The sequence below is a fragment of the Edaphobacter modestus genome (assembly GCF_004217555.1).
Lineage (GTDB): Bacteria > Acidobacteriota > Terriglobia > Terriglobales > Acidobacteriaceae > Edaphobacter > Edaphobacter modestus.
The window spans coordinates 2,110,025-2,134,531 of record NZ_SHKW01000001.1; the positions used below are offsets into that span (position 1 = coordinate 2,110,025).

A 24,507-nucleotide genomic window follows, 5' to 3' on the forward strand; every position below is an offset into this window, starting at 1 on the left:
TATTCGGATTCGCAAGAGCAGTCGAGGTGTTAGCGTCACTATTTTAGCTTCGAATATTCGGCTTGGGCCTGCTTTAGAACAGGGATGTCTGAGTCGGCATCCTTCCAGAGAGTAAGGAAATCCCCGTAGGCAGTTTTGGCCTTGGTCTTTTCGCCTGATGAGACGAATGCTCTTCCCAGCTGCAAATGCGCCAGTGCTCCTATTGGATCGCTAACGACGATTCCACGATGATCGATAATTTTCTGGAATTCTCTTGCTGCTTCAGGTCCCCGGTTTAGGGCAAGATAGGCTTCGCCACGCACATAGATCGGATAAAGAGCTCCATAGAATCCGAAGAAGCTACTCGGTGGCTCGCCAAGCTCGTACGGTATTGATACCTGCAGCAGATCGACAGCCCGTGAAGGGTCACCATGCTTCAGCGCGAGAAGCGCGCGAAGAGTTGGCGCGTAGTTGAACCTGACCGCGGTATCTTCAGGGAAGCGCCTTTCGAGATCCCCCGCCAGTGTCGCGGTTTGCGATTGATCTCCCGCGAGGGCGAGTGCAAAGGCAGCGCCATACTCCGCATCCCGGCTCCGCGACAGCCGAAGGACCGCACCTGCGCTTTCATTGGCGGTGGCCACGTCTCCAAAGAGTGCCTCGCGAAGCGCAGCTCCAGCCTCGTACATAGCCGCTCTGTCCGGTTCGGAGGCCTGCTGGGCCAGGTTCCCAGCGTGTTGCGATTTCCTTGTTGCCTCCTGCATGTGACCGGCGTATGCCTCGGCAAAGGCCTCCTGGTCAACAACCGCATCTTCTACCGAAGATTCCTTTTGAGCAGCGGTCGATACGCCTTTCATGGCGGCCTGATCACCCTTGATAAAGGCAAGCTGATACCGATTCATAAGAGAATCCGATATTTCCAGATTGCGCTCAGAGGCTTGCAGTAAGGTCTGCTCGGCTTCCTCAAGGTGGTTGAGTGCCTGGTAGCTCATGGCAAGTACGTTATAGCCGATCGCAAATGACGAATCTGCCTCGACTGCTTTCTTCGCTTCCTGGACTGCCTCTTCGTATCTACCGAGGACGGGATAAATAATTCCCGACAGGAACATGTGAGGTTTCAACTCGCGAGGATAGGTTTGTTCCCACGCTTCGCACGCCTGCCGTGCCCTCTCGAGGTTACCGGTTACCACCATGTCGTAGGAAGTAACGATAAAGAACTTTTCCTGATCACTCACGTGTTCCCGCAATTCGTAAGCCCTGCTTGTGCTCTTCACAGAGAGGATTGTTTCTCCCATATCTCCATAGGCACGTCCCAGCATGGCGTGAGCCATTGCAAACTGGGGGTCGATCTCGGTTGCACGTTGGAAAAGAGGCAAAGCGGCCGCCGGCCCAGTTGAGGAGAGTGTCTTCCAACCTGCACTGTAGGCTTTCAAGGCTTCGAGTGATGGTGTCGCGGCCTCCGCGAGCGGAGTATTGTGCTTCTCGACCGTGGCCAGCGATTCGCCTACACGGGTTCTGTACTTACGGGCAATTTGACTCAGGGAATTGAGGACATCCTCTTTCCTCGACACCTGTACCTGTTCCTCATCGAGGACATCTCCGGTGTGGCAGTTGGTGGCACGCAAACCTAAAACATATTGGTTTCCCAAGCTAGCTATCGAGCCTTCCAAAACAGCAGCACTTCCGATGCGCTCGCAGATCTCTCGAGCGAGTCCGGGGGTGAGAGGCTCATTCCCTGACCGGCCCATCAGACGGAGGGCGTGCTGGATGCGTTCCTCGGAGATGAGGCCTAGAAAGGGCGACTGCTCAAGTTGCACCGCCATGCCCTGCCGTAGTGTTCCGTCAAAAACGGTGTCGCCTGTGGTATTGGCGAAGTCCGCGAGCACAACCGTGTCTTTCTCACTCAGAAGCACTCTGCGATGCAAAAGCCACCGCCATGTGCCGACAGAGACGACAAGCAGGAAAACCACGGCCGCCACGATCCACGTCCACGGGCTGGTCTCTTTGACGTGAACCTGCACCTTGGAATGGCTGGCGGCAATGATCGCGAACTCTTCCTGAGGAACCAGATGTACATTCTCAGCGAGCCGGTATCCCCGACCGGGCACTGTAATGATGTACTGGCGGTCCTGGGCAGTCTCGCCGAGCGCCTTTCTGAGCATGAAGATATTGCGACTGAGATTGGCCTCCTCCACAAAGGTGTCCGGCCAGACTGTCTTCATTAAGTCGTCTTTGGTGACGATCTCTTTGCCGTGGCGAACCAAAACCAGAAGGATCTGAAACGTCTTTGGCGTCAGCGGAACGGGCTCGCCGGCCCGAAGCAGTGTTTCTCTTGCGGCATCAACTCGGAAAGGGCCGAACTCGTAAAGCTCGTTGACCGTCTGGCTCTCGCTCGTGGTCATCCGGGCACACCCGCCTTCCAACCCAATGCTTGAGCTCGAATTTTAGCATGCGTCCGCGCTCACTCCGAGGTGTGCACCATCCGCGTCAGCGCCACCAAGACATTCATTTTATTACTACTTATGGGACTGCGAGAAATTATCAGAAGTTTTCAAAGCGCTTGGAAGGACTTTTCATGCGCTTTCGCGGCAACCTGCTCTCGTTCCAACATTCGGTCCACCTGGAAAGAAGGCCTTATGGCTAAGCAGACAACAATCACAGTCGAAACCGACTCCCTGTTGATCCTTCGAGGCCGAAGTGCAAGGCGCGGATGGTGTCCCCGATGCGAAGCAGAAGTGGAAACGATCGCGATGGAAGACACAAGAGTGATCACGAACCTGAGACGGCCCGAATTAGAAGAATGGCTCAATTCCGAGGAGCTGCAACGGCTGCACGCAGCCGATGGCTCAGCGGTGACTTGCCTGAATGCACTGCTCGCACGTGTGCAGAAGACAAAAACCAGCTAACTGCGGTACCCGCGGTTGCGCAACAGGTAACAAGGAGGCGCTATATGAAATCCAGACTGCCCTTTACCAATCCAATTTTTGCCCTGCACAAGCTGATCCTTCTGATCCTTCCCCTTACAGTTGCACTTCTCACCGTTCCAGCATCTGCAGATTCCTCCGTTTATGTCATCAACCTTGCCCAGCAATTCGGCACAGTCAATCTGACTAGCGGCGCTTTTAACCCGATTGGACCAGGTCTTCCGGAAGGATCTGGAGGGCTGATCCCCGGGCCGGGCGGCACGTTGCTCACACTCACCGACTCTGGCAACCTGGTTGCGATCAATCCTTCCAGTGGTGCATCGTCCGTCGTTGGCAGCACAGGATTAGGCGGCAACGCGAACGCCCTTGGCCACCTCGGCACGACCCTGTACGTCACCGATCTCAACAACAATCTGTATACGGTCAGCCCCACGACGGGCCTGGCGACACCGGTAGGAGCTACTGGTATCCCTGCGGATCCGACGATTCCATTCACGACCAACCCAGACGGATCTTTCAATCTTACCGACGAGACCCTCTTCGGCGTAGATGGAAAGCTGTACGCCACCTTCGACGCGTTCGCCCTCGGCACCGACGGCTATACCACCACCGTACAGGTCTCTCCGGCCCTCTGGGAGATCGATCCGACGACCGGAGCCGCGACGTATCTCTCGTCGGTTCCACTTCACCTGCTGACGATCTTCGATGCGGACGGCGCCCTGTCTGCGTTTCAAGGGTTCCCAACTCCTGACACCCCGTTTCCTGGGCCGGAGATTGATCTAGTGGCTTTTCACCTTTCAGATGGCACCACCTCCTTTGTCGGCAAGGTTGACCCAGCGGCCGGGCCGATCCTCGGCGCAACGCCAGCTGTTCCTGAGCCGAGTTCGCTCGTTTTGCTTGGCACTGGTTTGACCGCTCTCGCTGCCAGATTTCGAAGACGGAGTCTACAGCGTTAGCGCTCTGTCAAAACGGATGCGGTGGAATGAGAACCGCATCCGTGGTTGCGAGCCTCATCTGCGGGACGATGTCACAAATAGCGTAGCGTCTGGATCTCGACTTTTTCAACACTCATAGGCCAATGCGCTCATCATGGAGCCCTTGGTTCGTGTTTCGAGTGGATTGTCGGCTAACCGGAACTTATTCACTTGGCCGAATAGTCGGCTTATCGTACAAGTGGCTTTCCGGTCTCAACGACTCATCTGAAGAAAAAGGCGGGCCATGATGACCATAGGGCACATACAGAACCGCTAGCAAACAGGTTTTTGAGTGCAATAGCGGTACACTCATCAGCTCTCCTCCTTCCGGCACCATCTCAAATGCCAATGTTCAGAGCTTTACCGTGAGCTTTCGTGCGCTGTAGCCGAGGTGCTTCGGGTTGGCAAATGCATTTAGGTACGAAATCAGGTACAGTGCGCATCTACTGTAATTTCAGTATTTTGGCTCTGTTTGCAGCTATATTTCTGGTGATTCGTCCTATTTACGCTAGATTACGGAATGCTAATCTACGCTCTTCGGCTTCAACTGCTTCGGTTACCTCTTACCTCGTGCCATATGCTCTCCTCGTTCCAGTGTGTCTCTTAGTCACTGGTACAAAGCAAGCCGGGCACTCCAGCATCAAAGCTGGACATACTTCGTTTGGTTGAGACTCTGTCTACAGATCTGCTGAGAGTGACTCGGTGTGATTATTGCGCATTGCTCCTACCCGATGCCGATGGCGGAGGCCTGCGTGTAACAACGCTGTATAACCCCGAGGCGCGAGGTTCTCTGTCCGACGGGACGATCATACCGAACGACGGTTCCATTTGTGGCACAGCCTTCCGGACCGGCAAGACTCAATACTTTGAGAACTTCGAGGACGTTCGTTATGAGGTCGAACGTTCCGGTAGCAGCCTAGGTCGACGTATCTTTCAACGTGTTATTGATGAAGGGTTGGTGTCGGGGTGCGGCCTCCCACTTCTCAGCAGGAACGGCGTAATAGGCGTGTTGACGGCCCTCAACCGGTCAGAGAAAGCATTCGACGTAGATGAAATCACTTTTCTCGAACAGGTTGCCCGCCAGGTTGCCATAGCCGTCGAAAACGCGTTGGATTATGAAAAGGCGATAAGGGATAGAGACAAAGAGACGAAACAGAGACTCTACCTCGAAGAGGAAATTCGCGCTGAGTTCGGGGAAATAGTCGGAGATAGTCCCGCGTTGAAGACTGCGCTTGATCTGGTTTCCATAGTGGCACCTACAGATTCGAGCACGCTGATTCTGGGCGAGACAGGAACCGGCAAGGAACTGATCGCACGCGCCATCCACAATCTGAGCAGCCGCCGGGAGCGGCCCTTTGTCAAATTGAACTGCGCAGCAATCCCGCTTGGCCTTCTAGAAAGCGAATTGTTTGGACACGAAAGAGGAGCGTTCACCGGAGCGATCGCGCAAAAAACAGGACGTTTTGAACTAGCGAATAAGGGAACACTCTTTCTTGACGAGGTCGGTGACATTCCTCTGGAACTTCAGGCAAAGCTGTTACGAGTCCTGCAAGAACAGGAATTCGAGAGACTCGGCAGCAATTACACCCATAAGGTCGATGTCCGTGTGATCGCAGCCACACATCGTGATCTGACTGCGATGGTAAAGCAGACTACGTTTCGCGAAGACCTCTATTATCGGTTGAAAGTATTCCCGATTCATGTTCCAGCCTTACGACAGCGGACGGAGGACATTCCGAACCTGGTTCGTCATTTCCTGAAACACTACTCGAAGCGAATGAACAAACAGATCGATCAAATCCCTTCGGAGACAATGGACGCATTAGTGCGGTATCGATGGCCTGGAAACGTTCGGGAACTGCAAAATTTTATCGAACGGGCAGTGATTCTTTCTCCGCACACAGTGTTACGTGCCCCAACTGCGGAATTGGAACCGTTCAGCGCTCATAAAGGATCAAACGCGCCATTGACGGGTCTCGAGGAGGTAGAACGAGATCATATCCTCCGAGCGCTTGATGCGAGCAACTGGGTCGTCGGCGGCCGGAGCGGCGCTGCGGAACGATTGGGGATGAAGCGGACGTCGCTGGTTTACAAAATACAGAAGCTCGGGATCAGCCGTCCCGTGTCCTTTTCAAAGGGTATCGAGGGTCCTTTACAGCCGGAATGATTTCTCCTACACTGCATACCGCGCCAGCCCTGCGACGGAAGCCTGTCAGTGGCGGTCATCAGTCACGATTCCGTCAGTGATGACGAGCGTTGCGTTCGACATCTGCGGCAATAGATCATTGCAAATAAATGACTTATGCTACTTTGTCGCTGATCTGGAAAATCTCTGCTTTTGGCACATTGCTTGCCCAGTACAGTCACGCTGACTTCGGAGCGTACTGTCGTGTTGCGACCGAACGCTCCGTCTGCCAACTCAGATTGCGGCAGAGGCTCAGCGGATGAATTGACCCATGTCCACTCTCGAGTCGAAATACAAAGCTGTGCGCTCGATGACGCGTTCCCTCGTCGCTACTTTGTCTGCCGAAGATCAAATGGTCCAGTCATGTCCAGAGGCCAGTCCAGTCAAATGGCATCAGGCACATACCACATGGTTCTTTGAAACTTTCGTATTGCGACCATTTCTGGCCGACTATAGGCCCTTTCGTGAAGAGCTTCATCGCCTTTTCAACAGCTATTACATCTCTCTCGGAGAAGAGATTCCCGACAAGAAGTTACGCGCGTCATTCTCTCGGCCATCACTCGATGAGGTTCTGGCCTTCCGCGCGCATGTTGATCAAGAAATGGAAAGATTGTTTGCAGGCTCGATTGACGACGAAGCGTCACGGCGCATCTTGCTGGGCTTAAACCACGAACAGCAACACCAGGAACTGGCACTGACTGACATCAAGCATGCATTCTTCTCAAATCCGCTGCGACCGTCATATGGATCTGCAACTCTACCGAAAGAGCATCCCCAGCCAATTCCTCAGCTCAAATGGCTCAACTTTGAGGGCGACCTTACTGAAATCGGTTATTCATTGAACTCTGAAGAGCCTCTGGACTTTTGCTTTGATAACGAGACGCCACGCCACAGGGTCTACCTGGAACCATTTCAGATCGCAAGCCGCGAAGTCACCTGTCGTGAGTATCTGGAGTTTATGTCAGATGACGGATATATGCGTCCCGAACTCTGGCTTTCTGACGGTTGGGAGGCCATAGAGCGAGAGGGTTGGGAAGCGCCACTTTACTGGGAACGCGATCCTGGCGATGAGACGGGATGGCGGGTCTTCACGCTAAAAGGGTGGCACGAACTCTCAGAGTTGCTTGACACTCCCGTATGCCACATCAGTTTCTTCGAGGCTGAAGCCTTCGCGCGCTGGCGTGGCTCTCGACTTCCGACAGAAGCAGAATGGGAATCTGTCGCGGGCAAGGCACGCCGGCACGGAAATCTACTCGACACCGGGAGACTGCATCCTGCGTGGGCGAATGATGCGGGTGTTGAGCAACTGTCTGGAGACTGCTGGGAATGGACCGCCAGTCCTTACACGGGCTATCCGGGATACAAACCTCTCCCTGGCGCGCTGGGCGAATACAACGGCAAATTTATGTCAAGTCAGATGATCTTGCGGGGAGGGTCGTGCGTCACGCCTGCGGATCACGTGCGCGCGACATATCGGAATTTCTTTCATCCGGCGACGCGCTGGCAGTTCACTGGAATACGTTTAGCAATTTGAAAGGTCTTCGTTGGCATGACTAAATGCTCTCAGGCATTCGATCTGGAGCACGCGCCTGGATTCGGCGCGTGCTCAGAGCTCATCTTCGAGGTTCAGCGTGGGCTGCTTACGTGGCCTCGGTCTCTCGCGCCGTGGATGTTTTACGATGAGCTGGGTTCGGGCCTTTTTGAGCGAATTACAGCTTTGCCGGAATACTATTTGACCCGTACCGAGAGCGGCAGGGCGGCATCGACGGTGACCGGCTCGCGCTCGACTTCGACCTGCCCGCGCAGGCCGCCCTCGATGCCTGAACACAGGAGCACGGGCGCCTGCCGATTTCCAATGGGCATCAAGTCGCAGATCGTCGCAATAAGTCAGCTTCATAACAGTTATGTAAGCTGCTCAAAACAGAGCACACGTCCGCAGACATTTCGAAAGGAGTCCAAGTGAGATTCAGACGAATCTTTGTTTTTGCTACACGCCGTCGCCGCTCGCGAATCTTTCATCCGATTGTCGAGCTCGCTCTATCTATACTCTGCTGGCAAAACATCGCAATGGCGCAAACACAGGTACATCACCATCACGGGCCAGAAGGGATCCCTCCGGAAGTCATTGAGAAGCTTGGGACGGTACAGATGCCAATCTCCTGTGCTGCGTCAACAAGCACAACATTCGAGCGTGGTGTGGCGATGCTTCACTCGTTTTGGTACGAAGAAGCACGAAAGGAGTTTACGTCCGTAGCAACGACGGACCCATCATGCGCCATGGCGCAGTGGGGTCTTGCGATGACAGAATGGCGTCCATTTTGGGACGGAATGCCAGAGGATCGTCGGCGTGAGGGAGTCGTTGAAATTGACAGAGCCTTAGCGTTAGCTCCGAAAACGGATCGGGAACGCCGATATATCACAGCGCTGAGCGGATATTTGCATGGCGATTCGGCGCACGATGATCTCGCTCTTGCAAGCTACGTCAACGCGATGGGAGCCCTGCACAGGGCTTACCCGGACGATGTTGAAGCTCTTGCGTTCTACGGATTAGCTCTTGCTGCCGCGGCAAATGTTGACTCCAAGGATCCGATTGGGGCAGACCGCAAAGCTCTAGCAGTGCTAGAGCTTGGTTTCAAGGCCCATCCAGATCACCCAGGTTTTGCTCACTATATCATCCACACGTGTGATAACCCTGTGCTGGCTCGCGAAGCTTTGCCGGCAGCCGAACGATATGCCGCGATTGCTCCGGCATCAGCTCATGCGCTCCATATGCCGGGGCATATCTTCGCGCGACTAGGGATGTGGCCTGATGATATCTCTAGCAATCTTGCCTCGGTACAGGCCTCCAAACTTGCTGAGAAGGAGCATCTTGATGGCGTTTCGCATGAAATGCACGCATATGAATTTTTGTTATACGCGTACCTGCAGGAAGCAAGCGATTCCAAGGCTGACCAAATCTATGAATTGGTTAACCCAACGATAGCCCATCTCAAAACTGTCCCGGGGATCCAGGATGATGGGATGTTCGTTTTCCTCGGCTATTTCACTGCCGAATTACCGTCGATCTATCACCTCGAAAGACATGAATGGAAGGAGGTTCTTGCACTTCACTATCCCGGTGGTTCTATGCGTTCTGCTGACTATTATCTGGACTGGTCTCAGGCAATAGCTGCCGGGCATCTGCACGATGTCGTTACGGTCGACCGAGTCGCCGCCCATGCACAATCGATATACCAAGCAGTATCCCGTGAGGGATCGCCAATTTCCGCCGAGGAACGCGCTACTTTCTTAACTATCCAGGGCTGGCAAGCCTACGCGCATGGACGTAACGCGGAAGCGCTCGCCAAGCTTAGTGAAGCGGCGGATGAACAAGACCGCGTTGGCCAGGCCGAGGTTGATATCCCGGCTCGTGAGATGTATGCCGACATGCTCTATAGTTTGGATCGTCCGAAAGACGCGCTTACTCAGTACAAAACAGATTTACGCCTCAGTCCAAACAGGTTCAACGGGTTGGCGGGTGCTGCTCGTGCTGCCGCTAAAGATGGTCATCCTCAAGAAGCCCGATCCTATTACGGGCAACTTCTCAAAATTACAGGAGGAGGAAGTTCATCTTGTCGGCCCGAGATCGATACGGCGCGGAAGACGATGGCGAGTTCCCAGGCGCCGGAAACAAAATGAACGACCTCGGTACCGGTTCAAGCCGCGTGCCTCGAGCCCGGGCACTCCACTGACTTCACCGATAATTCTCAAGTTGATCAGACCATACGTCGATGAGCAGTGCGTAGGCGCTGTCACGCTGCAGTACGGCCGCTCTTTCATATTGAGGGCGAAGGTTCCATAGGGATTGATGTGTTGCCACTTCAGCGGGCGACAGCGCCCGGAGGTCGGCATCGCAAAGCGTGTCTACCCCATCTGCTGCAGCATTCCGTCGCCACGATCCTGCTAGACTCCGGACAAGTTCCCATCGACCAGGTCCAGAAGTTCCTCGGCCACCTGAATCTCTCGACCACCCAGATCTATGCCGAAACCAGCCTCCAAGCGCTGGGCGACAACTATCTCCGCGCCTTGGACGGCAATAACCGCACCCGGCAGCATGCCTGGCTGACGCTATTTTGCCGTAATTTCGACCTTCGCTAGGTTCGGCCATGATGCAGCGGGTCTGAGAACCCGCTGCATCGAAAAATAATAGCGATCAGTCATCTGTTCGTGACGGTTCTTGCCCGAAGTCGATGATTGAGCCAAAGGAACGGCCCATTGCAGCCCAAAAATGTAGCTACAGTCAACCGCATCTACGAAGCATTCTCAACTCACGCTTTGAGGCGACCGAACCAGATTAAGGCGTCGGCGGTAGACGGTGGTTCCATGGTCCGCATACCGATTGGAAACGAAAAATCATCACGCGTAGAAGTACGAAAGGGGTCTTGTTCTCGCCGCTTTTGAGGAGTTCGAATGAGCTCCCCGTTGAATGCTCTCTCTATAGATATGGAATAAGGGCGCTCAATTGGTGTTTTGGTTGATAGAAGTTTCCAAACAAAAGAGGCTGACATCAAATGAAAACTTTACGTCTTATTAGTTTTGTAATTGCATTATCTATCTTCTTTTCTCTGACTCGCGGTTACGCTCAGAGCAAGATAACTCCCACAATCCAACAAGCCACGGAACAAAAACACAAAATGATCCACTTCTCTGTCCGTAACGATGGCATGCAGACTCTTCATTTGCGAGCGAATGACCGTCTGATCAGTCTTGAGAAAGGTGAATCGCTTGATTTAAAACTTGTGGCCGGCTCTCAGCTGCTTTTTGCAGCCGCAGAAGGTGGCCACAAGGCCGGTAGCACTTTGGTTGTGGTGTCTGACGCCATTAGCGGGGCTACCGTAGTCACCCACGAAATTACTCATTGATGAGCATCGACCTCACGCGCTTCCTTCGGTTACCAAGACCATCACCTTCACGAGGTATTGCTCTGCTCAGCGGAACCTGAGGACGGATGCGCCGTGAGTGATTTGAAGCCTGACATTCGAATCGCAATTCTTCAGGAGCGACTATTCATCGATGATTACAAACAGAACTATCAAGGAATGCACATGGCAAAGTTAGAAAACAGAGTTGCAGTATTTACCAAAGTAACAGCGAGATCGGACTAGCAACAGCGGGGGAATTTGTCACCGAAGGTGCCCACGTCTTCATCATGGGGTGACGGAAGGAGGCAACTCGACGAGGCGGTAGGCCTGATGGGGCGAAGTGTCACAGCTGTCCAGGGTATCCAAGTGAGATCGCGGAATATCAAGATGCGACCGCGATGGTTCAACTTGGACTGGATTCTTTCCTTCTTCGTCTCACTTGACGATCAGATTGTGCGAATCAGCCGCATGAAGGCGTCGATCTTCTTCGTAATTCGCGCCCGGTCGGGGCCGAGGTTCTGCTCCAGGCAAATTCCGCTAAAGAACGTGACGATCAAGCCAGCGAGGGAATCATTATCGTCACGAGATCCACGCGCTGCAGCTAGATTGTCGATGAGCAGCTGATGGGCTTTCATTACGCTCGCGACCATGATCTGGCGGGCTTTTGGGGGGAGGTCTGCGAACTCGCGCATGGAGTTCACCGAGAAGCAGCCCTTCTGGCCCCAACTCCCATAGCAGACCTTGAGAAAACTCTCAACATTGGTCCAACCCAGAGGCTGTTTCGTCAGGTGTCCGCGTGCCATCAGGACGTCGAAATACCGGCGCAGACTCTCCACGAACAGGTCTTCTTTGTCCTTGAATTCCGTATACAAGCCAGATTTGCGCACACCTGTGGCCTGTTCAAGATCCTGAACACTCGTCTCAGCGAGGCCATGCTTCCAGAAGACTGGGATTGCTTTATCGAGGACATCCTCTCGGGTGAACAGTTTTCGTCGTCCCATTGCAACATTATCGGTCACTTCACTTGAGGACTTGCAAATAAAGGACCAAATGGTCCACTATTTCAGAGAATGAACTTGTCCTTGGAGGACCCATGCCCCCTAGCCGTAAACAACAGGTCGTCGATCTCTTGAAGTCGCTTGAGACTAAAAATCCAGTCCCGTTCGCGTATGTCAACCCGAACAAGTACATCCAGCACAACCTACAGGTGGGACCTGGCCCTGAAGGTGTAGCCGCCCTCATTCAGAACATGCCGCCCAATGCGTCAGTCAACACCATCCGCGTCTTTGAAGACGGCGATTATGTCTTCGCTCACACTGAATACAACTTCTTCGGGCCACGCATCGGCTTCGACATATTTCGCTTCGAAGATGGTCTGATCGTCGAGCATTGGGACAATTTGCAGGAGACCGCGACCGAACTCAGTCCGAGTGGCCACACGATGATCGACGGCCCCACCGCGGTGTCTGATCTCGACCAGACACAGGCGAATAAGGCGCTCATGCAACGCTATATGGACGACCTTCTCGCAGGCCGTCGCGAGACCTTTCCGAGCTACTTCAACGGAATCGCATACATTCAGCACAATCCATGGGTCGCCGACACTATCCCGGGACTGATTGCGGGTTTACAGGCTCTTGCCGCCAAGGGGCAGGCAGTCGTCTATAAGCGCGTGCATATGGTACTTGGTGAAGGTAATTTCGTCTTGGTCGTTGCCGAGGCTACGTTTGGTGGCGTGCCCACCGCCATCTACGATCTATTCCGCATTGAAAGCGGCAAGATCGCTGAACGCTGGGACACGCTCGAAGCGATTCCACCTCGCGATCAATGGAAGAATAGCAACGGCAAATTCTAGTTCGGTGAGAGGCGGAACGTATGCTCTCGGTCGATTCCCAAATGTCGGAGGATAATCTTAGGCAGGTCATCGACACGCTTCCCACTTTGGTTTGGTGCACTCGACCTGATGGTTCTACGGAGTTCCTTAACAAGCGCTGGCATGATTACACAGGTTGTTCTCCGGAGGAGTCGCGTGTCCATGGATGGCAACCTACAGTTCATCCGGAGGACCTGCCCCGCGTCGTAGCCAAAGGACAAGAGTTGTTGGCATCGGGACAGCCAGGCGAAGTTGAAGGACGTATTCGCCGCCATGATGGAGTATTTCGCTGGTTTCTTTTGCGTGTCGAGCCCCTGCGGGACGAGACTGGCAAAATCGTCAGGTGGTACGGAGTTCAAACCGACATCGACGACCTTAAGCAGATTGAAGAGAAGCTGCGAGAAGAGGATCGCGAACTGCGCCGGATCACCGACGCCATTCCGCAGACAATTGTGGTGGTAGATACGAGCGGCGTTCCTATCTATGCAAACCAGGCGATGCTCGACTATGCGGGGCTCTCGGCCGAAGATATACTCACGTCTGGCTTCCGTGAACGTTTCTCTCATCCCGACGGTCTCGAAAAGCTCAAAGAACAACGGGCGGCTGGTCTCTCGCGCGGACTTCCGTTCGAACTAGAGCATCGAGCGCGGCGGAAGGACGGAGAGTATCGTTGGTGCCTGGTTCGATTCAACCCATTCCGCGATGAGATGGGTCGCGTCGTTCGTTGGTATGCGACGGGAACTGACATCGATGATCGAGTTAAAGCTGAAGAGAGGACACGCAACGAGAACCAAGTATTGCGAGAGCAGATCGATCGGGACTCGATGTTTGAGGATATTGTCGGATCCTCGGAAGCACTTCGCAAAGTCCTCCGTCAAGTCGCGAAGGTAGCGTCGTCCGATTCCACTGTCCTGATTCTGGGTGAAACCGGCACAGGAAAAGAATTAATTGCGCGCGCCATTCACAAGCGATCCAAGCGCGCGTCACGGGCATTTATCGGGGTCAACTGTGCTGCCATCCCGCCATCACTGATAGCTTCCGAGCTTTTTGGCTATGAGAAGGGAGCCTTCACTGGCGCGACACAACGTCGCTTGGGTCGCTTCGAGTCGGCGAGCGGCGGAACCCTTTTTCTGGACGAAGTAGGCGACCTGCCCTTGGATATCCAAATCGCTCTCCTAAGAGTGCTGCAGGAGCGCGAAATCCAACGCGTCGGCGGTAACACCGCAATTTCTGTTGACGTGAGAGTGTTGGCGGCAACTCATCGAGATCTGGATGTGCTAGTGGCCGACGGCAAGTTCCGTGAAGATCTCCTGTATCGCCTCAACGTCGTACCCATTGTCGTGCCTTCGCTGCGTGAACGTGCAGATGACCTTCCTCTACTCGTCGAGTACTTTATTACGCGTTTCGGAAAAAACGCCGGCAAGACGTTCAGGGCAATCGATGACAAGACACTCAATTTGTTTCGAGCTTATGGCTGGCCCGGAAATGTCCGTGAGTTACAGAACGTAATCGAGCGAGCCGTGATCTTGAGTGAAGGCGATATCTGTGCTGTGGACGAGACCTGGCTCAAGCGGCCTTCCTCCCACACAGCAGCTAGCCCGGCGTTTGCGCTTAGTGGTGTTCTGCATAAGAGGGAAAAAGAGATGATCGAAGCCGCGCTTGCGGCAAGTAACGGACGCGTCTCGGGCCCAACGGGCGCAGCAACGAAGCTCGGCATCCCAACCAAGACGCTCGATTCGAAGATAGGGCGATTGGGAATCAATAAATACCAGTTCAGGGCTTCCGGCACCGAGCCCTTCGCGTAAGGCTAAACTCCTAACGAAGTCCGCCGGACAAAATTTGGTCCGAACGCAAATAGGTTGCCGAAGTTCTCTAGCTTTTCCATCCTTCCTCAACAGGAAATTCTGAAATTTCAGGATTTGTGCTGCTCAAATGCCCAATCGTTTCAAGCATTTGGGAATGGCACTTTGCTTGCCATTAGAACAGCAGACCTGGGTGGTCAAACAGCCGCTACTCCCGAAATTCCGTGAAGGAACACAAGACAGTTTGTGCAGATCGATAGGAGACGAAGATGGGAAAAACGTATAGGGCAGTCGAAATAACGAAGCCCGGGACTGTTCACCTCATAGAAAGGCCCGTTGTTGCGCCGATTGCAGGACAGGTACGCATCCGTGTCCAGGCCTGTGGTGTATGTCATTCCGACGCAGGTACTGTTGAAGGGCAGTTGCCGGGCGTAGTGTATCCTCGCGTGCCGGGCCACGAAGCAATTGGTCAAATCGAAGAAATCGGTCCAGGCGTCACGAGCTGGCAGGTCGGCCAGCGCGTCGGCGTTGGTTTTTTTGGCGGCGAAGACGGAACCTGCGAGACCTGTCGTCGCGGCGACACGGCATATTGCCAGAACCCCATTATCACTGGCGTGACGAGTGATGGCGGCTATGCGGAAATGATGATCGCAGAAGCACGCGCACTGGCTCTCATACCTGATGAGCTCAAATCAGAAGACGCGGCCCCTCTGGTTTGCGCCGGCATCACGACGTTCAATGCGCTCCGCAATGCCGGACGTGCAGGCGATACCGTCGCTATCCAGGGCATTGGTGGGTTAGGACATCTTGGCGTGCAGTACGCCAAGAAGATGGGTTTTCGCACCGTTGCAATCGGCTTCGGTCCAGACAGAGAACATCTTGCGCCCAAACTGGGAGCTCACGTTTACATCGACGCCAAAGCTGAGGATGCGGGAGCCGCGCTGCAGAAACTAGGAGGCGCCGACGTGATCCTGGCAACTGCACCCAGCGGAGCAGCAATCGCCAGCCTGCTTCCCGGCCTCTCAGTTCGCGGAAAGCTTGTGGTAGTTGGTGTTTCGGGTGATCCGATTCCCGTCAACGGAGTTCCGCTCATCTTTGGTGGCCGCTCGGTCATTGGAAGCCTGACGGGAAGAGCGATCGAGACACAGGACACCCTTGACTTCAGCGTCCTCACCGACGTTCGCCCCATGATCGAAACGCTTCCTTTGGAAAAAGCTGAAGAAGCGTATCGGCGCATGATGTCTGGTGAAGCGCGATTCCGCGTAGTCCTCACAATGGCCTAAAAGCTCACAACGCTGCTGAAAAGCGGCATCGACAAACCGATGTGCGAGGGAGACTCATATGAATCAGTTCCAGGAAATCTTCGACAAGCAGAAGGAATATTTCGATTCGGACGCGACCAAGTCATACGAGTGGCGCATCGACCAACTGACGCGCCTTGAGAACTTGTGCAAAGAGAACGCCGAGGCTCTTGAGGCTGCGATGAGCAGCGACTTCAAGACGGCCAGTCAAGAGAAGGTCTTCGAGATTATGGCGCCTGTGGGAACTGTCGCCTTCGCGAAGCAAGATTTGAAGGAGTGGATGAAGCCCGTAGGTGTGGTTGTGCCCAAGGCCCTCAGGGAGAGTGGGCATACTGCTAAGGTCTATCGGGAACCTTACGGCGTCACGTTGGTTATCGGTCCATTCAACGGACCTCTGACGCTGCTCTTTGACCCCGCGATCCAGGTTATTGCGGCTGGCAATCCATGCATCCTCAAACTCTCCGAGGGTTTGCCCGCCACCAGTAAGGTCTTGCTCGATCTCATCCCAAAATATTTCGATCCTCGGGCCGTCACTGCCGTCACCGGCAGCAAAGACGAGGTGACGGAGCTTCTCAAGCTGCCCTTCGACTTCATCTTCTTCACCGGAAGCGTGAAGGTTGGCAAGATCGTCATGGAGGCGGCCGCAAAGAATCTGACTCCCGTTCTCCTCGAACTCGGTGGCCAGAATCCGGCTTTCGTTGACGAGACCGCAAATATCCCGGATGCCGCCAAGAAGATCGTCTGGGGTGCGACGGCTTGGGGCGGTCAGTGGTGTACATCGCCCGGATACGCCTATGTGCACGAATCAATTGCAGAACGGTTTGTTGAGGAATGCAAGAAAGCTGTCGTGGAACTGTATGGGACTGATCCGAAGAGCCGGCCCAACGACTACTCTCGCATCATCAGCCCAAAGGCTACTGAGCGCCTGGCTGGTCTCATCGATCAAAAGAAGGTCGTCGCTGGTGGGTCGTCTGACCCTGAGGCCTGCTATCTCGATCCTACGGTCATTTATCCGGTGACATGGGACGACCCGATCATGGAGGACGAGATCTTCGGACCGCTTCTCCCAATCCTCACCTACAAGGATATGGACGCTGCCATTCGCGAGGTGAAAAAGCATCCGAAGCCCCTTTCCGGTTTCCTCTTCAGCCGGGACCAAAAGGCAATCGATCATTTCCTCGCGAGCCTGTCATTCGGCAGCGGCGCGATCAATCAGGTGAACATTCATCTGTTTATCGAAACGATGCCCTTCGGCGGTGTTGGATACTCCGGCATCGGTCATTACTACGGCAAGGCCGGCTTCGACGCCCTCACGCATGCAAAATCGGTTCTGATTTCTCCTCCTGACGTCGCCATCGAGCATTTGTTCCCGCCGTATACGGAGGAGAAGGTCAAAGCCCTCAGCCAGTGGTTTGAGTATTAGTACGAACGCTCGCGCGGCAAGAAGTGCAGGAAGGAAATTCATTCATGAATGTGTTTCGCGCAGCTCTCGCTCGCGACTTCTGGATCACCGGAATCGCGATTGCTCGCTATATGCCTCGGGCATTCCGTGTGAAGCAAGTTGATGGCAATCAATTTTTCACGGAGGAGAAGCGGCAAGAGTATCGCCGGCGCGTGGAAAGTGTGACACCCAACTCGCAGCGTCAGTGGGGGACGATGGAAGTTGATCAGATGCTTCATCATCTCAACCTAGCGTGTGGAGGGTCGCAGGGCTTCTACGATCTTCCAGACGAGAGCTATCTGATTTCGAGGACGCTTTTCAAATGGATTCTCGTGGATTGGTATCCAGAACAGCCGGTCGGATTACGGCTCCCGACCGGCTTCAAAATCCCACATTCACAGAGATTTGAGTTTGCTTATGAGAAGTCACAGTTGCTGAAAATCCTGGAGGTTGATTGGAATGGAAGAACTAAGGACGCCTGGAAACCCCACCCTATGTTCGGCAAGATGACTCCGAAAGAGTGGGGAAAATTGCTGCAGATTCACGTGGACTATCACCTAAGACAGTTCGCTGCCTGAAGAGTGCGCTTAGGAGTCAGGAACTCATGATTCTGAGGATTGAACGTATTCCGGAGTTAAACAAAGTTCGACTTCGGCTGAGCGGACAGTTTCGATCTCACCATCTCGATCAGGTAAAGGCCGAAATCAGCCGTGGAGAGCCGATCGCACTGGATTTGGAGGAGGTCGATCTCGTGGACATCGAAGCCATTCGGTTCCTCAATGCCCGCGAGGACGAAGGTATCCCGGTGTTGCATTGCTCGCCTTATATCCAGGAGTGGATGTCTAGGGAGCGGCAAGAAGAGAACGCTCGAACGGATTGGCGGTGACGACATGGTTGAAAGAGGCAAAGAATGACGACCGACGAAAAATGGGCTGCAAGCTGGATGGAAAGATCGCACTTGTCACTGGTAGGACAAGCGGGATTGGTCTTGCTACCGCGAAACGCTTCGTAGCGGAAGGAGCATACGTCTTCATCACCGGTCGGCGCGAGAAGGAGTTGGCTTCAGCGGTCAAGAGCATAGGGGGAAGCGTCACCGGGGTGCAAGGATATGTGTCTCAAATCGCTGACCTCGAACAACTCTTCGCCCAGACTAAGCGGGAGAAGGGTCGTCTCGATATTGTGTTTGCGAACGCTGGCACCGCAAAAAAGTCACTGGCCAACCACGAACGATATGACAACGAAGGAGGTAGGGAATGGTTTTAGCAGGAATCAAAGTATCCGACACAGCTCTGGTCCGCGATGCGATTGATTTGTCACGGAGTGCGTCAGAGCCATTTCTCTTCAATCATGCGATGCGCTCCTGGCTATTCGGTGTATTGCTTTCAGCAAGCGCTGAACGTGCTCCGGATCCCGAGTTGTTGGCAGTAGCCACGATTCTGCATGATCTGGGCTTGACTGACCGCTATACGGCGGAAAATCGTTTCGAGGTGGATGGCGCCAATGCGGCGCGCTCGTTTCTTAAGGGGCGAGGCATCTCGACGCAGCAGATGCAAGTTGTTTGGGATGCCATCGCGCTTCATACCACACGATCTATCGCTCTTCACAAAGAGCCCGAAGTGGCAATGACCCATTCGGGAATAACGGCGGATGTTCTGGGGGCAGGCCTTGATCGAATTCCGCAGGACAAACAAGGCGCGATCCTAGCCGAATTTCCACGGCTGGCACTTAAGAACGGGCTCAAAGAGTGCCTTTGCAACATCGCTCGTCGGAAGCCGGAGTCCACCTTTGACAACATCGTTCGGGATTTCGGCGTTCGATATGTCGAGGGGTACACATCCCCCAACTTTGCCGATGTCGTCGCGAATGCACCATTTTCCGAATAGACGACCACCAGATCATCGAATTGCGCACACAGGTTCGTAACGCGAGGTCGGCTTCTTGGTCGTTATGTGGACCGTAATAAAGACGGCGGCTCGTGCACGGTAGAGGTATTAGCAAGAAGCCAAGGTCTTTCGTCAGAGCTGGGTGCCGAAAAGGGTGCTGAATTGTCACTGGTTGATCAACACAAGCGCGTTTGTGGGGAGTAATTCTGACAATCACGCGTAGCCGGCTATCAATGAGGGCTTTGGTCTTGTATTCGATATTCCTTTTGTTCTGGAAGCGGTCCTACGCTTAGGTGAAGATGTCTCTCGGTCCACAGCGCGCATCTTCTGAAGACTGGGGGCCAGCGTCTTCGAAGACAGTGAGAGGAGCATGGCCGCCTCCGCATCTGAGGCAAGCTCTGCAAAAAGTCGACCATGTGGGTACCGACAATGCAACGGTGAGGAATATCTGCGGCAACAAGCGGGCGTTTATTCACGCTTCGTTTCCGGCGTGATCCGCACGGATCTGTGAAGCAGATACACCACGAAGAATTGGAGGATGGCGATAAAGAGCGGCCCAACGCATTTTCCAAGATCATGCTCAAACAGACCGATTCCGGCATCCAGCAATTGCACGGCGCCCGCGAGCGCACCCAGGATCAGCAACGCAGATGTCGCCTGCTTGTAGATCGCCCCCAACGCGAACAAAGCCAGAGGAATTGTGCGCGCCGCCGCGTACATCGCCAATATCACCGACGCCTGCGTTGGAACGTATCCCACAGGTACCAGGTATTGTGGACGGATGATTCCCACGATGGAAAAGCCGCTCGCGACCAGGACATTGATTGCCGTGACCACCGAAGCCAGCCGGATCGACTTTATTGTTGTCATTGATTCCTCTCTCTGAGCAAGTTCGTTCGAGCATAGTTGGGTTGGTTTAACAATTTTGTGTTCGCACTACGCCTGCGCATAGTGCGAACCCTTTGCTAATTGCGGAACGGGATACCTGTATGGTTCCCCCAACAATTGTCGTCAGATTGTGAGAACGACTCTCCCAAAGGGGCGGTCCTCTACGAGATAACGCAGAGCCTCAGCTGCTTCTTCGAGAGGAAATGTCTTCGCTACGATCGGTTTGACCGAACCGGATTGAAGCAGTGAGGCAGTAGATTTCCAGGAGTCAGCAACGATCGCCTGTGGCTGAGAGAACATATTGAAACCCCGGATGCTCGTCTGCGACACGATAAGACTTGTCACGTCAATAGTTGTCTTGCGGCTTGCGGAATACCCCAATGTAATGAGGCTTCCTCCCGGCGCGAGCGCTTTGACCGCTTCGCTCAACACCTCACCACCGATCCCGTCGATGATGATGTCTGCGCCGTAGCCGTCGGTGATACGACGTACTCCGTCAGTTAGCTTTTCCAGGGAAGTATCGATGACCTCATTGAATCCGAGTGCCTTCGACTTCTCGGCTTTCGCGTGACTGGTCGTGCTCGATATAGCGTGCTTTGCTCCGAGAGCGCAGGCCAATTGCGTTACAGCGTTGCCGACCGATCCCCCGATTGCTGGCGCGAGAACGATTTTGCCTGGACGGAAACCGGCCAGGGGCAGAGCCACTTGCGCGGTGAGGTATGCAACCGGAATGCCCGCGGCACTCACGTCATCGATATTTTCAGGAATCAAGCAGAGATCTTCCTTCCGCACAGCAATCCACTCGCAATAGGTTCCATCTTCAAAGGCACCATAGGTGCCCCAGAACATCACCCGTGAGCCAGCGGGAAGATCCGCTCCGCCTCCCTCTTCGACCACGCCTGCTCCTTCGTTGCCCAAGATGAGCGGCTTCTCCGGGATGTGAAAATCGCCAGAGAGAATCGTATGATCGAGCGGCGTGACGCCGGCAGCAGTGATTCGTACCAGGACTTTCCCGTTTGTAACCGTTGGTTTTGGAAGCTCTACGAGCTTCAACGCTTCATAACCGCTAAATTTCTCCGCTCTCATTGCACGCATATTGGTACTCTCTTTTCCATGTCGCTCCTGGCCTGCGCCGCTGGGCCACAACCCCGGAGATAGTTAATGTCGATCCAGACCAAGTGCAGGTCTCGAATTGGTTGAGCCCTGGCCTTCGCCGAGCACTGTGGATTATTGTTATAATCCTCATTACAGGATTAGATTCGTAATCCTGATTCGGTCGCAGATTATTTTCGGGGAGGTTCAAATGGGTTATTCTCAGGCGCAAAAGGAGAAGACGCATAAGCGTATCGTTGCCATTGCCTCAAAGAGATTCCGCGAACAGGGCCTTGCGGGATTTGGAATTGCGGAGTTGATGAAGGAAGCCGGCCTGACGGTAGGCGGTTTCTATAAGCACTTCGATTCTCGTGACGAACTGGTGGCGGAGGCACTCGGCGATGCATTCGGTGTCTGGCAGCGACAAAAGGAAGCTGCCGCATCCAGCGGGCAGCCGCTCTCCTTCGAGAAGCTTATCGACGATTATGTGAGCGATGCGCACCGCAAGAATCCCGGCGCGGGCTGTGCCTTTAGTGCATTGGCCTCGGAAATCGCTCGCAGCGATAAGCGGACTCGTGCGCTCACCTCTGATCAAGTCAAGGCCGATCTTGATTTGCTTGTCGGGTTGCTGCCAGGTAGGGATAAGCGCGCGGCAAGATCGAAGGCGATCCTGACTTTCAGTGCTCTTGTCGGAGCGATGTCTCTGGCCCGCGCCGTGTCGGATGAGGCGCTTTCGCACGAAATCCTGAAGTCGGTGGCCAACCTTCTAAAGCATCCCGCCTGAACGTGACAAGGCAAGGTATTCGGTCCCGCGTCCGTCGATCAGACTTGCCCTCTGCCGCCATCAACGAACAGTTCAATACCTGTGACGAAACTGGAATCATCCGAGGCCAGAAACAACGCCGCTTTGGCGATTTCATCGGGCTCTCCCATGCGTCCCATCGGGATGGTGGACACGATTCGTGCAATGGCGTCCGCAGGTTGCCCATCGATAACCGGAGTATCGGTCGGCCCTGGGCTAATGACGTTGGAACGAATATGACGATCCTTGAGCTCCGAGGTCCAGGTTCGGACGAAAGAACGGAGGGCTGCCTTCGTTGCGCCATAGACACCGAAGGCGGCCGTGCCTTTTACGCTCGCTACGGAACCGTTCAGGATAATCGAGCCACCATGATTCAGCAGTGGCAAAGCTTTCTGCACGGTGAAAAGCGTTCCCTTGACGTTGATGTCGAAGAGCTTGTCAAAATGCTCCTCGGTGATTTTGCCGAGTGGAGCAAATTCAGCGACGCCGGCATTAGCGAGCACGACATCGATTCTCCCCTTGATTGCGACGATCTCGTAGAGACGATCGAGGTCGGTCAATTTCGCAATGTCTCCCTGAACGCCAGTGACGTTGCTGCCAATTGCCTTCACAGCATCATCAAGTTCTTTTTGACGACGACCCGTGATAAAGACGTAGGCGCCCTCTTTTACAAAGAGCTTCGCGGTAGCCAACCCTATCCCGGTTGTGCCACCAGTAATCACTGCTACTTTGCCTTGCAGCTTCTCAGGTCCGGTCATCGGCAGTCATCCTCCATCTCCGTTGCTCTCAGTTGTTGCCAAAATGTGTTAGCCGAACACTTATGAAGGGAATGTGTCGCCAAACATGGGAAGACCGCTGACGGATTCGTCCTTAGTTGCTTCGTCCTGCAGAACATCCCAATGCTCTTTAAGAACGCCGCCTTCGAATCGGACGATGTCGGCGGCGATCCAGGCGGCGGGTCTTCCCATCCCCGTGAAACGGCCGTGCGCGATGACGTAATCGCCTTCTGCGACGATAAGTTGGTTTTCATAGCGCAGCGTATCCGGCGTCGAGCGGACAAGAGCGAACAGTCCTTCGCGTCCCGGCGCGATGTGCGCGCTATGCTGGATGTACTTTGGGGACCAGAAGCGTTCCGCTGTCGCGTAGTCGCGTTTGTTGAAGAGAGTATCGAAGGCTTCGAGAACGATCGCCTTGTTCTGTTCGGGTGTTGTCTTTGGCATGTTCAGCTCCTTGGGTTGTGTTCGGACGATTGATAGGTTGGGTAATCGGAATAGCCGTGCGGCCCGGAGCCATACACAGTTTCCCAATCAACCTCAGCAAGAGGCGCATTCTCGGCAAACCTCTGGACCAGGTCGGGATTTGCGATATAAGGACGGCCGAACGCCACCAGATCCGCCAACCCTTCTGCGATAAGGCGATTGGCGCGATCACGGTCCATCTTCACGTTCGCGATCAGTGTGCCTTTGTAGAGAGGACGGAAATGGTGAAACATGCCATCGTCGGTCAATTTCTCAAGTGGCGTACCGGTGAAGTCGGTGGTATTGCCCATGAGCAACAAGTGCGAAAGATTGTAGGAACTCAGCTTCTGAATTGCGTATTCGGTGATGGGCAGCGTTTCGTCGTTGGCTTGAAATGCACTGCCTTCGTGCATGGGGCTGATCTTGACTCCCATCTGTTGTGCATTGACCTCGCCCAAGACTGCCTCGACCACCTCAAAGAGAAAACGCGAGCGGTTTTCCAGGCTTCCGCCATACTCGTCGTTACGCAGGTTGGTGGCGGCGTTCAGAAACTGCGAGATCAAATAGAGGTAGTTGGCGAGGATCTGGACGCCATCAAAGCCCGCTTGCATCGCGTTTCGTGCAGCTCGCGCGAAATCCGCAACCGTGACTTGAATCTCCTGCTTTGTCAGAGGCCGTGGTGTTACCGTGGGCTTCCTTCCAGTCGGCGTAACCGAGATCTGACCTGGATCGACGTTCGATGCGGACACGGGCTGCGCGCCGTCCAGTAGTTCAGGATGCGAGATTGCGCCGGTGTGCCAGAGTTGTGCAATGATACGGCCGCCAGCCGCATGGACGGCGTCCGTGACTCGCCTCCATCCCCGGACCTGCTCCTTCGTCCATAGCCCTGGCGTATCGGCCCAACCAAATCCTTCCGGGTTAATCGCGGTGGCCTCGGCGATGATCAGTCCCGCCGAAGCACGCTGGGCGTAATACTCCGCTTGCAGGGTCGTGGGCACATGATCGTGGGGGTGGGCACGCATCCGAGTGAGAGGCGCCATGACGATGCGGTTGGGAAGATCGAGGTCTCCCATCCGATAGGATGTGAACAGCGGCTGATTCGACATCACATAAACTCCGGCATGGGTCTTGTTCGACCCTGCGTACGGTTTAGAACCGTTTAGTTCTATACGATGACAATGGGGCGGCGAGGATGCAGAGATATTGAACTATTTGGTTCTTTATCGG

At 54.3% G+C, this 24,507-nt stretch carries 24 protein-coding genes; 15 read left to right on the forward strand and 9 right to left on the reverse strand.

Annotated features, from left to right (window positions below; all coding sequences use genetic code 11):
• Positions 1–38 precede the first annotated feature (38 nt).
• Positions 39–2,378: a winged helix-turn-helix domain-containing protein gene (locus tag BDD14_RS08695; protein ID WP_130418458.1), complete on the reverse strand. Its 2,340-nt coding sequence runs from the start codon at positions 2,376–2,378 to the stop codon at positions 39–41.
• Between the two features lie 348 nt (positions 2,379–2,726).
• On the opposite strand from BDD14_RS08695, the gene BDD14_RS31695 reads away from it, so the two are divergent.
• The 4 genes from BDD14_RS31695 (at position 2,727) to egtB (ending at position 7,593) form a co-directional block, all read left to right on the forward strand.
• A complete protein-coding gene (locus BDD14_RS31695; protein WP_165419995.1) occupies positions 2,727–2,882 on the forward strand; it encodes a hypothetical protein in 156 nt (51 codons plus the stop codon).
• Positions 2,883–2,926: 44 nt separating this feature from the next.
• Positions 2,927–3,856, forward strand: a complete 930-nt coding sequence (locus BDD14_RS08700) for a PEP-CTERM sorting domain-containing protein (protein ID WP_165419996.1) — start codon at positions 2,927–2,929, stop codon at positions 3,854–3,856.
• Between the two features lie 679 nt (positions 3,857–4,535).
• Positions 4,536–6,041, forward strand: a complete 1,506-nt coding sequence (locus BDD14_RS08705; RefSeq protein ID WP_278045474.1) for a sigma-54-dependent Fis family transcriptional regulator — start codon at positions 4,536–4,538, stop codon at positions 6,039–6,041.
• A 289-nt stretch (positions 6,042–6,330) separates the two neighbouring features.
• The gene (egtB, locus tag BDD14_RS08710) at positions 6,331–7,593 is read left to right on the forward strand and encodes an ergothioneine biosynthesis protein EgtB (RefSeq protein ID WP_130418460.1); all 1,263 of its coding nucleotides are present in this window, start codon (positions 6,331–6,333) and stop codon (positions 7,591–7,593) included.
• Positions 7,594–7,787: 194 nt separating this feature from the next.
• On the opposite strand, the gene BDD14_RS33705 is transcribed toward egtB, so the two are convergent.
• Positions 7,788–7,922, reverse strand: coding sequence for a hypothetical protein (locus BDD14_RS33705; RefSeq protein WP_278045534.1), 135 nt, complete (start codon positions 7,920–7,922; stop codon positions 7,788–7,790).
• Between the two features lie 96 nt (positions 7,923–8,018).
• Between BDD14_RS33705 and BDD14_RS08720 the strand changes: the two genes are divergently transcribed.
• From BDD14_RS08720 to BDD14_RS08735, 3 genes are all read left to right on the forward strand, one after another.
• Positions 8,019–9,737 (forward strand): tetratricopeptide repeat protein, encoded by a 1,719-nt coding sequence (locus tag BDD14_RS08720; RefSeq protein WP_242617834.1) that lies wholly within the window; start codon positions 8,019–8,021, stop codon positions 9,735–9,737.
• A gap of 99 nt (positions 9,738–9,836) precedes the next feature.
• Entirely contained in the window at positions 9,837–10,196 is a 360-nt protein-coding gene (locus BDD14_RS08725) for a tyrosine-type recombinase/integrase (protein WP_130418461.1), read from the forward strand.
• Positions 10,197–10,609: 413 nt separating this feature from the next.
• Positions 10,610–10,960, forward strand: coding sequence for a hypothetical protein (locus tag BDD14_RS08735; RefSeq protein WP_130418463.1), 351 nt, complete (start codon positions 10,610–10,612; stop codon positions 10,958–10,960).
• A gap of 446 nt (positions 10,961–11,406) precedes the next feature.
• On the opposite strand, the gene BDD14_RS08740 is transcribed toward BDD14_RS08735, so the two are convergent.
• Positions 11,407–11,961, reverse strand: a complete 555-nt coding sequence (locus tag BDD14_RS08740; protein ID WP_130418464.1) for a TetR/AcrR family transcriptional regulator — start codon at positions 11,959–11,961, stop codon at positions 11,407–11,409.
• 92 nt (positions 11,962–12,053) lie between these two features.
• Between BDD14_RS08740 and BDD14_RS08745 the strand changes: the two genes are divergently transcribed.
• The 5 genes from BDD14_RS08745 to BDD14_RS08765 all read left to right on the forward strand — a co-directional run bounded on the left by BDD14_RS08745 (position 12,054) and on the right by BDD14_RS08765 (position 17,955).
• Positions 12,054–12,815: a nuclear transport factor 2 family protein gene (locus BDD14_RS08745; protein ID WP_130418465.1), complete on the forward strand. Its 762-nt coding sequence runs from the start codon at positions 12,054–12,056 to the stop codon at positions 12,813–12,815.
• 20 nt (positions 12,816–12,835) lie between these two features.
• The gene (locus BDD14_RS08750) at positions 12,836–14,638 is read left to right on the forward strand and encodes a sigma-54-dependent Fis family transcriptional regulator (RefSeq protein WP_130418466.1); all 1,803 of its coding nucleotides are present in this window, start codon (positions 12,836–12,838) and stop codon (positions 14,636–14,638) included.
• A 266-nt stretch (positions 14,639–14,904) separates the two neighbouring features.
• The gene (locus BDD14_RS08755) at positions 14,905–15,918 is read left to right on the forward strand and encodes an alcohol dehydrogenase (RefSeq protein ID WP_130418467.1); all 1,014 of its coding nucleotides are present in this window, start codon (positions 14,905–14,907) and stop codon (positions 15,916–15,918) included.
• A gap of 58 nt (positions 15,919–15,976) precedes the next feature.
• Complete coding sequence (locus BDD14_RS08760) at positions 15,977–17,359, forward strand: aldehyde dehydrogenase family protein (protein ID WP_130418468.1); 1,383 nt, start codon at positions 15,977–15,979, stop codon at positions 17,357–17,359.
• Positions 17,360–17,403: 44 nt separating this feature from the next.
• Entirely contained in the window at positions 17,404–17,955 is a 552-nt protein-coding gene (locus tag BDD14_RS08765) for a DUF1569 domain-containing protein (RefSeq protein WP_130418469.1), read from the forward strand.
• A 56-nt stretch (positions 17,956–18,011) separates the two neighbouring features.
• Here the strand turns inward: BDD14_RS08765 and BDD14_RS08770 are convergent, their stop codons facing one another.
• A complete protein-coding gene (locus tag BDD14_RS08770; RefSeq protein ID WP_130418470.1) occupies positions 18,012–18,191 on the reverse strand; it encodes a hypothetical protein in 180 nt (59 codons plus the stop codon).
• 80 nt (positions 18,192–18,271) lie between these two features.
• Between BDD14_RS08770 and BDD14_RS08775 the strand changes: the two genes are divergently transcribed.
• Positions 18,272–18,640, forward strand: coding sequence for an SDR family NAD(P)-dependent oxidoreductase (locus BDD14_RS08775; RefSeq protein WP_341273301.1), 369 nt, complete (start codon positions 18,272–18,274; stop codon positions 18,638–18,640).
• Positions 18,631–19,260: an HD domain-containing protein gene (locus tag BDD14_RS08780; RefSeq protein ID WP_130418471.1), complete on the forward strand. Its 630-nt coding sequence runs from the start codon at positions 18,631–18,633 to the stop codon at positions 19,258–19,260. The genes BDD14_RS08775 and BDD14_RS08780 overlap by 10 nt, the downstream gene beginning before the upstream one ends.
• Positions 19,261–19,728: 468 nt before the next feature.
• On the opposite strand, the gene BDD14_RS08785 is transcribed toward BDD14_RS08780, so the two are convergent.
• Complete coding sequence (locus BDD14_RS08785) at positions 19,729–20,130, reverse strand: hypothetical protein (RefSeq protein ID WP_130418472.1); 402 nt, start codon at positions 20,128–20,130, stop codon at positions 19,729–19,731.
• A 141-nt stretch (positions 20,131–20,271) separates the two neighbouring features.
• Positions 20,272–21,243 (reverse strand): quinone oxidoreductase family protein, encoded by a 972-nt coding sequence (locus tag BDD14_RS08790; protein ID WP_130418473.1) that lies wholly within the window; start codon positions 21,241–21,243, stop codon positions 20,272–20,274.
• Positions 21,244–21,451: 208 nt separating this feature from the next.
• Between BDD14_RS08790 and BDD14_RS08795 the strand changes: the two genes are divergently transcribed.
• Positions 21,452–22,024 (forward strand): TetR/AcrR family transcriptional regulator, encoded by a 573-nt coding sequence (locus BDD14_RS08795; RefSeq protein ID WP_130418474.1) that lies wholly within the window; start codon positions 21,452–21,454, stop codon positions 22,022–22,024.
• Positions 22,025–22,062: 38 nt separating this feature from the next.
• On the opposite strand, the gene BDD14_RS08800 is transcribed toward BDD14_RS08795, so the two are convergent.
• Genes BDD14_RS08800 through BDD14_RS08810 form a run of 3 tightly spaced genes read right to left on the reverse strand, consistent with a single transcriptional unit; the run spans position 22,063 to position 24,386 of the window.
• Entirely contained in the window at positions 22,063–22,800 is a 738-nt protein-coding gene (locus tag BDD14_RS08800; RefSeq protein ID WP_130418475.1) for an SDR family oxidoreductase, read from the reverse strand.
• A gap of 60 nt (positions 22,801–22,860) precedes the next feature.
• The gene (locus tag BDD14_RS08805; protein ID WP_130418476.1) at positions 22,861–23,262 is read right to left on the reverse strand and encodes a nuclear transport factor 2 family protein; all 402 of its coding nucleotides are present in this window, start codon (positions 23,260–23,262) and stop codon (positions 22,861–22,863) included.
• A gap of 2 nt (positions 23,263–23,264) precedes the next feature.
• Positions 23,265–24,386 carry an alkene reductase gene (locus BDD14_RS08810; RefSeq protein ID WP_130418477.1) on the reverse strand — a complete coding sequence of 374 codons (1,122 nt, stop codon included), beginning with the start codon at positions 24,384–24,386 and terminating at the stop codon, positions 23,265–23,267.
• Positions 24,387–24,507 lie beyond the last annotated feature (121 nt).